Origin of the sequence: Bartonella sp. AP30XZML, assembly GCF_042195945.1 — a bacterium.
Lineage (GTDB): Bacteria > Pseudomonadota > Alphaproteobacteria > Rhizobiales > Rhizobiaceae > Bartonella.
The window spans coordinates 1-11,830 of sequence record NZ_JBHIPJ010000099.1 but is presented as its reverse complement, the minus strand read 5'-3'; the positions used below and the strand labels follow the sequence as shown (position 1 = coordinate 11,830).

Here is an 11,830-nt window from a genome sequence, read left to right as displayed (position 1 = left end):
CACTATAAGCCGGTGCTAAGAGAATTCCAGGTTCCACACCCAAATGCCCCCGCGCATGAGCCAAGGCATGCACACCGGTCAAGTGAGTATTGGATCCCACCATTTCGGTTTGTGTCTCAGCAATGATTGACTTTTCTTCCACCCGCACAAGGATCACTTGTGCCTCAATCCCCTGTGCGCACACGGCGTTAATCACATCAAGAGCCGTTCCCCTTCGCCCAAGCTTTTGGATTTTGTCTGTCTCATGGGTGAAGACCAACACGGGCTCGTTAAGGGGATAAATTTGTGCATCCGCATCAGGGGCTGTAACAACCGCCCCAATGGCGGTCTGATCAAATGTTGCTAAGGGACGTGATTTTTTACATTGATTATCCCTATTGACCTTAAATTATTGTCAAATACACAGAGTTATTCTTTATTTTGAGCTTTTCTTAATTCTGTAATGGGAACACCCCCAATACCCCAATTGTCTGTCTCCACTTCATCAATCACGACAACAGTCGTTTTCGGATTTTTATTCAGAATATTAACTAATAATTGAGTTGCCCCTTCTATTAGTTGCCGTTTCTGTTCAGAGGTAACCCCTTCATTAGTAATTTTAATATTTATGTAAGGCATAAGATCTCCATAATTTACAAATATTGAATAAAAAAGCTCAAATAAATGAACGCAAAAAGATTAAATATTAATACATAATAACTATGCATTTTAAAGCTCGTATCCACCGGTGAAATACGTAGGCTACTGGAAGCAAAAATAGCATTTATTGATACAGGAGAAAGGAGTTGAGCTGCAATAAAGAAGCAAATCCAAACCAAATAATCCGTAACCCCATAAGCCATCGATGACCCTAGTAAGGGAAATGCCAAACTAAATAGCACCATAGGATGAATTCCTACTACACTGAAAATTGGCAATACAAAGAGAATACAGGCATAGTGCTGCCAAACAGAAAGTGATGCCAATGAGTGACTAAACGTCACCGGCAACAAAGGAATAAGCAAATCACAAGTAGATATTAGCAGACTACAACCTAGCAACAACATAATTTCACTGGATATACTGCGTATCACTGCCACCAAAGGAGTCAAAAAATCAATACTGCGTGAACTCACACGCTCAATGACGTATAGAATGCTTGCCGTCAATGCAATGCTTTGTAGTGCATTCAACTTGATAACTGTCAACGCAACGATAAATGTTAGCCAGAAAAATATCAAAAAAATCCAAATTCTTACTCTCTCTCCTTCTTTATTCGCTCTTCTCTCATCGCAAATAATCGGGTTAGCTAGCGGTACAACAGGAGAAAGGCACAACAACAACAGACTGAATAGAAAAAGTGGTATCCCCAAAGCAGCGGATGTGAATATTGGTGTTCTAGGCATAGCAGAGAAAACTGTTGCTGCACCGATGCTGGTCGGCATCAGTACCATCGTGATGCTCATCATTCGCATCACAATAGCGGCCAAATGGCGAGAGGGAAAAACACTTTTTTTCAAGGCATCAATCATTAGGGGGATAACCCCCAAACTCATCGGCCAAGCTAAAAACGCAGTCAGTATCGCGATGGACAGGGTAAGCGAACCCTTTCCATAGCGCATCAACCGTTCAGAGAGAAATTCTGAAATACGCCATGTATTCATCACATGGCGCAACAATCCCATGGCGAGTAATAGCCAAAAGACATCAGTAAAACGCACAAGCACAGTACGAACATCAGGCAAGTGCCAACGCCATATCAGCACTAAAGTACAAGCCAACAGGATGAACACACCACTGCGTGCATTCCCCTTCAACCACCAGTATGGTATCGTCAAAAGCAAATAACCGAAAACAGTCACTCCAGCCAATGGAATAAGAAACCAAGTTCTTATTGAGATAGACATAAGAAAAATGAATAGCATCAGCATCGCCATTATAACGGATACGGAGGACATGCGTATCAGGAAGCTTTTTACATCATCAATGTACATTAATTGTTGAATCTTTGACTGAGTAGCGATTAAGAAGCTGCTCGTACATGTCAGTGACACAGCGCCCTGCGTCCCGCAATGCACGCGAATTAACTAAAGGCCTAGGCAAAATATATGTATAAAAATTAGGCCCCTCTACTGGATTACCGACCACCCATAATGTATTTTGTATTTGCCCTTTAGTGTCTATAGGATGCTGCCGACGGTCAATATCAATACCACCAGGATGATATCCTTGGTTGATAAATGGTCGAATGATGCCCTGAGCAGCCAAATTTTTGATAAAAGGGGACTCATCACGCAACGGAGAAAAACTATCAATCTTGGCCTTGATCAGCACATCTCCATCAACTGAACTGTTTTCATCTTGAAAAACAGACTGAATTTCGAAACGGCTGGTACTAGCATTGAGAACAAGTTTAGGTGAAGGTCCGCCAGCCAAAGTCACGATACCAGCCTCCATCAGAGCCTTCAACTCTTGGTTTCGCTGCATCGGTGGGCCGACAGAAATACGGTTAAAGTTTGGATTAAAATATTCAATAAAGTACTTGTGAGATGAAGACGTTAACCCGCAAAAATCAATTGCTGAACGTAAGATATCACGGACATCTCGTAGCACATCTGTAGCAGCTTTCACTGGGCCATCAACATTACCTACAGCGGAAGAATGAAGATCGTCCTTCAAATGCTCCATGAAGAATCTTGTATAATCCTTCAAAGAAGCAAATATTTTATTTCGATAAGGATACAGCAACGCTTGAATACACTGCTCGTCTTTGGAAGTAACAACATAGGTTTCAGGGTCTAGCCAGTGCCCCAGCTGCGTACTTCGATAGACATAACACATTTCTTTAAGCAACAGAGGTAAAAGCTGCGTTTCGAAATCCAGCTTCGGAGAACCGTTAGCAATGCTGGATTGCTTACGCAGATGATGTATTGCATCGAGAGTAAGGAATGATGGTATGTATTGCCCACTACCACCCTTTTGATTAATCCCGCGACTACTAAAAGGCAATGTTTGACGGGAGAATAAAGCTATCTTCGGTTCTGTGCCGCTTGGCATGTAGCGCAATTGTCCAGCATTTTCAGTAAAAGTCCCACCGCGACCGTAAGTCAATTGCGACAAGACATCATAGCTAGTTAATCCAATTCCCTGCACCAGCACACGAGACTGAGATTGTATAGAGTCCAACTTTTCAATTGGATAAGGATTCGAATAATAGTTCAAAAGCGCATTTTTCATTTGGTGAGCAGCGACAAACTGTTGCAGGCTTTCATCATGCGATGAATATATATTCTTACCGTGACCCGTGGTCATATAAACAAAATCTACACTATAACGACAGCCATCTTCCAAAAGAACATCCGTTTTATTATCTTGGTGGATATGGAGATTAATAACCTTTTGTCGGATCTCCTTAATACGAATACCGGAAGGTAAATCTTGCGTGAGTTCTTGGTAAGCCCAAGACAGGTATTCCCCTAACAAACGACGTGATAAATAATCATTTTCTTTGATTTCTCTCCCAACATCATGCTCTGTACGAGAAAAAACACCGTTAATATTACGATAACCTTGTTGAATAGCCCATTGATAGAAATTCGGTCCCTTCCGAATAGGCCCGACACCCTTAACTGTATCATCACCAAATAAAGTAATCTGGCAAGCGACAGTGTTAACCAATAAATGATCTGGCTGATGCACACTATGGGTACCGGTTCCCATCTCATTGGGATCAATCAATAAAATATCAATGTTCCCAGAAAATGGATAATGGGAATAAAGTGTGAGCAAGCGTTCGAGAATACTGATCCCACGAGGACCAACGCCCAAAATAGCGACTGTAGAGTGAAGCATTCTGTAATCTCCCCTATTAGAATAATTTGACTTTCACAAAATGTTTCAAAAAGAATGGAATAAATTCTCTCGACTTTTTAGTGAAGATTGCGGGTTTATGAAACGCCAACGACCTTTTTACAAAGACAATATTGACAGATTCCAGCAGCAGCAAAAAGCGCTACAGCACCACAGATAACGGAAAGCGCAATGGCATGTGAACCAAACTGTAAAAAACTCGTCAAGAGAGGTCCTAATATTTGGCCAAAACCGTAAGTTAAGGTAGCCAAGCCTAGCAGATTTATGCCATACGGCGCATACAAACGCTTAGCTAACGGCATAACTAGAGAGGTCGTCCCCATAAAAGTAAATCCAAACCCTATGCAACTGAGAACGATCAGTACAAGAGACTGGCTGAATAATGTCAGTAATACGCATCCTCCTTGGATAAGCAAATTGAGCATCAGACAACGTAATACCCCCCACCGATGGGCTCCCCATAACCAAATGAAACAACTAGGAACAATGGCAATTCCGACAAACGACCATAAGTGGTTAGCGAGTAGTGGGAAATTAAATGTTTTCGCCATCAGAGGAAGATATGTCGCGACAATAATATAACCAAACCCAGCAAGCCCATAAATCAGAGCGAGTTCCCACCAAACGATATTTTCGTGTGCCAATGACTCATTAATAGCAAATTGAGACGCATCAACACGACGTGGAAATAAAATAAACAACAAGAGCAACAATACAACAGATATAAAACCAGCTCCAAACCAAATATTTTTTGCGTTCAGCGATTTACTCAAACCAATAATAACATACTCATTACCCAGCAGAATACCAACTCCCACACCTGCATAGAGCGAAGCAATAACCCACAGCTTGTGACTATGCTGCATAACCGTCATAGAACCAAAAATCATCATTGCTGCACTCGCGATACCGGCAGCAAAGCGGATAAAGAAGACCAAGTAAAAGTTTGTTGTTAACGCCATGGCAAAAATAAGTGCACTCGTCACTATAGCTGCACCAAATAGCATGTAGGGAGCACGGGATATATTCCCAACTCTGCAAAACGAAAAAAACATACTCCCAACTAAATAACCGCCATAATTAGCGCTAGCTATATAAGAAAGTTGCTTAAAGGTAAACAATCCTTCATCCAACATAACTGGAAATACCGGCGTATAGAAAAATCGCCCAATCCCCATCCCCAAAATCATAATAATCATACCGAATACAGCGATTTTGAAACAACTCAAATCTTGACGATTATTTTTCCCCCCCATTACTCTAATCCCTTAACTAATAATTCGCTCATCCGCATTCTATCTCATCGAGAGTAACACTTATCTCAGAGAATAAAAGCCAATCTAGCCATTTGTTTAGGTAGCCAGAGCAACATATTTAACGATTATTGTCAACATTACTGGATCAGTTATATGCATTTCATCGTTTTACGCCCTGCTCCATGTATGATCTTCTCCCTACAAAGCTTCTTTTTCAGAAAAATAATGGCTGAAATTAAGCAGCAATAACAACGAGAAAATCAATAAGCACGCCCCAGTTCAGACAAGACAATATCCCCCAAAGCGACAGCTTCATCAGGTGCGACTAAAATACCCTCACAAGGTTGCGTTATGTTCACATGATGAACGTCCTCAACCATCAAGTGGCTTAGTATCCAACTTAAAGACAGATCACGCCCAAGCCTTTGCGCACGCGCCCATTCTGCTCTTAAATTCTGCTCCGCTCTTTCCAAAACAAAGGAGCCTTCATCCAGTAACAACCAAAAATCAATAGTATTGAAGGGTATAAAGGCTACTTTTAATATAGCTTTGTTTTTTATCAGCAGCAGTAAAAAAGTTTGTGTTTTTTATAAAAATTGAAATTTATTCATTTTTTATCGTATATTTTATGTTATCTTCTTTAAATTAATTAAAAGATCATAGAATATTAAACTGATAGGATGCATTTTTCTCAAGCGGCATTTTTAGAGAAATGTTGATTTAATCAGTGAAGACAAGCAATGAGCAAAGTTATAATTTGAAAAGACAGTATATAATGTTTATGATCAATGATCTAAATTAGAAACATGAATTGGGGGAGTTTGATCTTTCTTACAGTACAGTAGATCAAAAAAACAGTAGATGAAGTTTAAAATTCACCATCATCCATCATAAGATGAAAGCTTTCATCCCAAGTTTGATTTTTTTAAACTATTTTCTTGTTCTTTCTGTAATATCTAAAGAATATCTTCAAGCACTCATAAGCACTCTTTTAGGTTATCATTTCCATGATCAAAGTAATGGTTATCGAGCTTCCATTCAGGATACTGTTTTGTAAAAGGAAATCATCATTTCAGGATATGGAGGGATTTATGTATTTAGTCACAATGTATCATGCCCCCTTCCTCTTATATCAGAAATTTAATTCTTAATCATAATGACATGATCAAAACGCACCTTGCGAGACAATCTTTTTAATAAATAAAGTAAAGATGAATTCTGAAAAAAAATTTTAGACGTAAAGTGATACGGAGAAACAGTCAGAAAGAATGGGGGGATTACAAATGTTGATGACTATAAAAAAAGATATCAAAAAATTACCAAAAACCGATTTATGGATCATTTGTGCTATTTCAGCTGATCAGCAAAGAGAATGGATCAGTAAATGGTGTATAAAAAATAAACATACTTCTATAAGTCCTAATTATGTCAATGATCTTGCCGTCCTAGGGTCATTTTACAGATCTAGACAAAATGATTACTACGGAAGCAACAGCCCCAAAAGCAACTCCCCTCAAAAAATAACAATCTCATTTATGAGGCTTATGTTGCTTCTCATAATCACTTTACAATTGCATCATTTGCTCTCATTAATACGCTTTGAAGTCCCATATGGACTAAGGGACCTTTTAAATTTTGGGATGGTTATGGAAGCCTTCTTTCCACTAATCCCTGAATGGGGATATGAAACCGCTCCCTTTTCACAGAAAAATATTCTTTTCAATGAAAATTCTTATTGTACAATCTATGGAACAACACAATGAACAGAGCACGCACCCTTGCTCTCACCTATGGATCCTATAATGCTATCCGCATGCTGATCGGCGTTTACCATGCGATTTTTTTAATGTCCATGGGAGTTAGTCTGGCGCAATTAGCTCTGCTTCAGGTTGTCTTTTCCACCACCATTCTGCTGCTTGATTTTCCCTGCGCTGTTTTATCTGACAGATATCGGCGTAAATATTCCGTTATGGCTGGGGTCTTTATGACAGGAGTATTTTATCTTCTATGCCTTCAAGCTCCTAATATGACAGCACTTATTATTGCGCAAATTCTCTATGCAGCGGGCATTTGCATCATTATCAGCGCCATTGACGGATGGATTTACCATTCTCTAGGCGATAAACAGGATCACTTTTCGCATTATGCTCATCTCTACCACCAGGTTAACTCTTTCGGAAGTATTCTCAGTGGGATTATAGGAATTGGAACGATCTATTACTCTGGACGATATTTTATGGGATATATCATCTCATGCCTCATGATGGGATTTATTTTTTTGATATTCCTTATTGTTCCTGAAGAAAAGAAAACGACAATTGAAACGTCCAAAACAAAAACAATCTTGCACAATGCCAAGGAAACGCTTTGGGTATTTCAAAATACAGTAGGAGGAGCATGGTTTATTTTCCTCATATGCCTTTTTAGCGCTGGTATTCAGATTATTTATCATTTCTGGCAACCGATAATACTTTCAGGGGGAAAAATTCATCACCTCAACGGTTCGCAAATGCTCATCTTGATGTGCTGCCATATTGGAGCCTTTTCAGCACAATATTTTTCAAATTTACTGATGTCTAAGTATCATGTTCTTGATAAAAAATATAAGAATTCTATAAAATATTTTTCCTTCTTTTCTGCACTGATGTGCATAGCGCTCTATTTTTCAGTTCATAGCCATCAAACTGCTGCATCAGTCATCGCCTTCTCTTTAATCCATGGATTTATTTGCACTGTACCGATCGGTGCAAAAAGCTTATTTTTCTCAGAACTTAATCAAAAACAAACGCAGCATATTTCCGGTGTTGTTGGTGCTGTCTCTTTTAGCGGAAGAATATTTTCAATTACAGTATTGAGTATTATTTCTTTTCTTCCTGCAAAAGTTTCTCCATCTTACTACCTAATATTACCGACCATTACTTTTTTCATATGTGGTTTGATTGTCATGAAATGGATGAAACACTCTCAAAAGTCTCTATGATGAGAGGAAAATTTTAAAATTATTACCCACAATGTTTTCTTCTAAAAGAAATCTATAACTTTTTTGAGAGCATTGCCACATCCAACTTTCAATATACAATGCAAATATAAAGCAACACGTTGATTTATAATGATAATATACCAAACGCGAATATTGTAAGATTTTTTCTTTTCAAATCTGCTTTATGGTTGAAACAATCAAAATCATTTGCTTGCACATCATAAACAAAGAAAGCCGTATAAATAAAAACGATTTAGAAAGGAAAAATGCCTTTTATGAACTCTCATAGTCAAAATCTATAACAACAGGAAGGCAGATATATAAGCAGATATATAATATGCCTCTTTGCATCTTCATAAGTATACAAATGGTGTGGCTTTATAAGGCTTTATATGTCTCACAGAAACTTTTGTGTTTTATACCATTTACGAGGCAGCGTCGCAAAACGGGCTTATACACATTGCAAAGATATCTCTTTAAAACAAGTGTATAAATTAGCAACACAAGTATATTTGTGTTTAGAACATGCTTTTTATATGAGAGGCATAATCCCAACGGGATAAACAGAATTCCGATACACAATCAACTGCTTTTATAACAATAGATGGCGGAGAGGAAGAGAGCGTTATATTTATATAAAATCAATAGATTATATAAAAGTTCGGGAGTTTTGATTCCTTTGATTCTTTTAACTTATTTTTATGTCTATCCCGAACCTTTTTGTAGCTTTTTGATTGCTTCTATTGCAAGGCGTTTTCTATCGGCTTTTTTGGTATAAAGGGATGCCATGTTATCTTCTGTCCAGCCAAAAAGCGCTTTCATTTGCGAAACTGTCGCACCAGCATTGGCTGCACGTGTTGCTGCTAATTTTCGCAATCCGTGCGCTGATTTTTTAATACCTGCTGCATTACAAGCTTTACGAAACAGATTACCAAAACTTTCTTTGACAAGCTTATTTCCACCTTTACCACAAATGAATGTTTCATTACCTATAGGACCAATTTTAAGGGTTTCCTCTAGTTCTGGTAAAATAGGAAGAAAAACATCTGTTTTAAATTGGCTCTTTTCTGTTTTGAGATAAATGATATTATCTTTGACGTCTTTCCAGCCGATACGAACGGCATCACCACGACGCAAGCCTGTATAAAGAAGAACATCAATCCATACACGTTCATGCGTACCATGTGACCAACGGTGATAATATTTGTCTATGTCCTCTTCTAGCCATGGCAGTAATCCCTCACTGTTTAAAGATTTTGGTGCTTTTATATTAAAGGCAGGATTTCTATTTAAAAGGGCATTATCAACCGCCCAATTAAAAAGACCGTTTAAAGAGGTCAAAAAATGTCTTGCCGCCGCGGGGGTCTCTCGCCTTCTATCTACGGCTTCAAGAATGTGTTGTTTGTTTATGCTTTTATATGCACGATCACCGATATGTTTAGAAACATTATTCAGAATTCGATATTTAACTTTTTTAGTAGATTCTGATTGATTATGCCATTGCATGCTTTGTAAATACTGATGCAATAACCAATCGAAAGACCCTTCTGTGAGTCTGGTACGCCTCTTTGTTTTGGAGGAGCCATTTTGCGCTTGTTTAATAGCCAGCGTATAATTGTCAACAAACTCTTGCGTTCCATAGGTTCCTTCAATCCGAAACCGTGGTCCATGACCAATACGTACATACCATATAACTTTACCATGGCGTGTACGTTCACGAACAAGATGCGGTGGACGGCGTTTTGGCATGGCTAAAACTTTATACCGTCGACAGAGGGGCAGCTTTTGCTGGTCTCGTAGTCTTCTTGCTCGTTTTCAAGCGGTGGAAAATCGTCAATGCTATAAGTATTATCTATCGTTGTTGGTGTTATGGTTTTATTGATATGAATTAATAATTCCCCTGTAGGTTTGATTTCTATGAGTTCACATCCTTGTTTTTTAGCTTCTCTTAAAGCACGAGCAATAGCTGGTTGCGTGATAGTAGGTGAGCGGTGTGGCATGTTTATTCCCCTTCATTTTAGATGTAATTCACCCGTGGCGTGAATCACGCTGGTGTTAAAAGTTGGTTTTTCGGTGTTAGAAACGGCTTATAGAGATACTATAAGATTAGTAGTTCGTTATTTTCTCATCTGGTTTTTTCTCTAGTTGAGATTCTTCTATCGTCATCAATCCAGTCGTTCCAACATACACATGCATCACCGTAAATTTTTGCATGACCGTAAATATGCGCATCACCGTAAACTTGCGCATTGCCGTAAACACGCGCCCTATCGTAAATGTATGCCTCACCGTAAACTTGTGCATTGCCATAAACTTCTGCATTATCAAAAACGTGCGGTTCACCGCAAATATATGCATCACCGTAAACTTCTGCATGACCGTAAATGCATGGTTCATCGAAAACTTCTGCTTTGCCATAAATACGAGAATTGCCGTGAACCTCGGCATAACCGTAAACATGTGCATTTTCGTAAACCTTAGCATCATCATAAACCTTGGCATAATCCCCAATCCAGCAATTACCATCATGACTTAGATTGTCTTCTTTCTCGATATAGCCGCCAAGATCACCTTTCTTGACGTCCCCAAAATCTCTCAATGCACGAATGCGGTGGAGAGTTTTACCTTCAATCTCAGTTGTTTCATCAGTAAGTTCATATTTCTTTTCCATGGTTTATTTCCTTGATTTGCGTACAATCCACCCGTGGCGTGAATCACGCATGTGTTGAAAGTGTTAGGAAAGGGTGGGGGTGCTGGGAGGAGAGAGCACCCCCATATGTTTAAGCAGCTTTTGCCAAAATCTTTTGCATCTCTTGTTCTATTTCCCCTAAAAAGATTTCGACAGCTTTATTAATCTCTTCAATGTGTTTCTCATCGCGGTTGACGCGTTTGATTTTCATTCTCAAACCAGTAGATTTGCCTACAAAATTTGGATTATAGCTCATGAAATCACACCATTTACGTCCAGTGCATGCCATTTGGAATTGCATTTGTGCGTGATATTCTGGTTTAATTTCGTCATATATAAAAAAACGAAGATGGGTTGTTGATTGTGGACATTTGACTTCGATTAAACCGTCCTCTCCAATGAATCCATCAGGACTAGCCCCCGCCATTTTCATTTTTGGGTGTGGGATAAACCCGCATCTTATGACATTGGTGTCATAAATGAATTCATATTCTCTCAAGGCATTCTCTTCATGTTCAATGCCCCATTGCATAGCAGGTGTTGTATAAGATTGGCTTATTTCCCCTATTAAGCGTTCTGTCATGAGTTTCGTTTTGTAGTCTTCATATTTGCTTGTAGGCAAACCTTTTGCTGTCTTACTGAGTACGTTGTAAACGTTTGAAGCAGTGACTTTCCCTAGCCTTGCTTGAAACCATTCTGCTGTTCGTTGCTCCATCTCACACCGCCGTTTGTTGTTCGTGTGGCGTTGCTATATCGGCATCTTGTATAGTAGAATCTGTTTCTACCTTTTGCTTGTTTTGTTTATTTTTCAAAAGATGTAACACCGTTTGTGCTTGTCCTTCAGACATATCGTCAAGCTTTTTGACATTGACATAAGTAAGTATTTTTTCTTCTTCTGTTTGGGTTTGTACTATGAGTCTTCTGATTTCATTGATCTGTTGTGGAAAAGCCTTTTTAATAGGTGTGTTCCCATCCGTATCATCATCTTCACTCACGACATTAAGAAGCATACCTAACAGATATCTGCGTGCGTATGTGATTGCAGAACCAACCGAT

Annotated in this window: 12 protein-coding genes and 2 pseudogenes; 2 read left to right on the top strand and 12 right to left on the bottom strand. The window is 39.0% G+C overall.

Annotated elements, in window-relative coordinates; all coding sequences use genetic code 11:
* The 7 genes and pseudogenes from ACFIL2_RS06775 to ACFIL2_RS06745 all read right to left on the bottom strand — a co-directional run.
* Positions 1–322 (bottom strand): annotated as a pseudogene (locus tag ACFIL2_RS06775) (phage tail protein); the annotation flags it as partial.
* Between the two features lie 86 nt (positions 323–408).
* Positions 409–618 (bottom strand): 2-hydroxymuconate tautomerase family protein, encoded by a 210-nt coding sequence (locus ACFIL2_RS06770; protein ID WP_375607418.1) that lies wholly within the window; start codon positions 616–618, stop codon positions 409–411.
* A gap of 14 nt (positions 619–632) precedes the next feature.
* Positions 633–1,724: a hypothetical protein gene (locus ACFIL2_RS06765; RefSeq protein ID WP_375681718.1), complete on the bottom strand. Its 1,092-nt coding sequence runs from the start codon at positions 1,722–1,724 to the stop codon at positions 633–635.
* The gene (locus tag ACFIL2_RS06760; protein WP_375681717.1) at positions 1,717–1,866 is read right to left on the bottom strand and encodes a hypothetical protein; all 150 of its coding nucleotides are present in this window, start codon (positions 1,864–1,866) and stop codon (positions 1,717–1,719) included. The genes ACFIL2_RS06765 and ACFIL2_RS06760 overlap by 8 nt, the downstream gene beginning before the upstream one ends.
* Before the next feature lie 96 nt (positions 1,867–1,962).
* The gene (locus tag ACFIL2_RS06755; RefSeq protein ID WP_375676843.1) at positions 1,963–3,831 is read right to left on the bottom strand and encodes an FAD/NAD(P)-binding protein; all 1,869 of its coding nucleotides are present in this window, start codon (positions 3,829–3,831) and stop codon (positions 1,963–1,965) included.
* 95 nt (positions 3,832–3,926) lie between these two features.
* A complete protein-coding gene (locus ACFIL2_RS06750; RefSeq protein ID WP_375637045.1) occupies positions 3,927–5,039 on the bottom strand; it encodes a YbfB/YjiJ family MFS transporter in 1,113 nt (370 codons plus the stop codon).
* Positions 5,040–5,365: 326 nt separating this feature from the next.
* Positions 5,366–5,614 (bottom strand): annotated as a pseudogene (locus tag ACFIL2_RS06745) (baseplate assembly protein); the annotation flags it as partial.
* A 774-nt stretch (positions 5,615–6,388) separates the two neighbouring features.
* On the opposite strand from ACFIL2_RS06745, the gene ACFIL2_RS06740 reads away from it, so the two are divergent.
* Together ACFIL2_RS06740 and ACFIL2_RS06735 are read left to right on the top strand one after the other, a co-directional pair.
* The gene (locus tag ACFIL2_RS06740) at positions 6,389–6,868 is read left to right on the top strand and encodes a hypothetical protein (protein ID WP_375680058.1); all 480 of its coding nucleotides are present in this window, start codon (positions 6,389–6,391) and stop codon (positions 6,866–6,868) included.
* Positions 6,865–8,085 carry an MFS transporter gene (locus ACFIL2_RS06735; RefSeq protein WP_375680057.1) on the top strand — a complete coding sequence of 407 codons (1,221 nt, stop codon included), beginning with the start codon at positions 6,865–6,867 and terminating at the stop codon, positions 8,083–8,085. Before ACFIL2_RS06740 ends, ACFIL2_RS06735 begins: the two co-directional genes overlap by 4 nt.
* A gap of 705 nt (positions 8,086–8,790) precedes the next feature.
* Here the strand turns inward: ACFIL2_RS06735 and ACFIL2_RS06730 are convergent.
* From ACFIL2_RS06730 to ACFIL2_RS06710, 5 genes are all read right to left on the bottom strand, one after another.
* The gene (locus tag ACFIL2_RS06730; protein WP_375680056.1) at positions 8,791–9,834 is read right to left on the bottom strand and encodes a tyrosine-type recombinase/integrase; all 1,044 of its coding nucleotides are present in this window, start codon (positions 9,832–9,834) and stop codon (positions 8,791–8,793) included.
* A gap of 2 nt (positions 9,835–9,836) precedes the next feature.
* Entirely contained in the window at positions 9,837–10,085 is a 249-nt protein-coding gene (locus tag ACFIL2_RS06725; protein WP_375628770.1) for a hypothetical protein, read from the bottom strand.
* Positions 10,086–10,210: 125 nt separating this feature from the next.
* Positions 10,211–10,756, bottom strand: a complete 546-nt coding sequence (locus ACFIL2_RS06720) for a hypothetical protein (RefSeq protein ID WP_375680055.1) — start codon at positions 10,754–10,756, stop codon at positions 10,211–10,213.
* Positions 10,757–10,865: 109 nt separating this feature from the next.
* Positions 10,866–11,489 carry a lambda exonuclease family protein gene (locus tag ACFIL2_RS06715; RefSeq protein WP_375680054.1) on the bottom strand — a complete coding sequence of 208 codons (624 nt, stop codon included), beginning with the start codon at positions 11,487–11,489 and terminating at the stop codon, positions 10,866–10,868.
* A 1-nt stretch (position 11,490) separates the two neighbouring features.
* A partial coding sequence (locus tag ACFIL2_RS06710) for an ERF family protein (RefSeq protein WP_375680053.1) occupies positions 11,491–11,830 on the bottom strand: 340 nt, incomplete at its 5' end.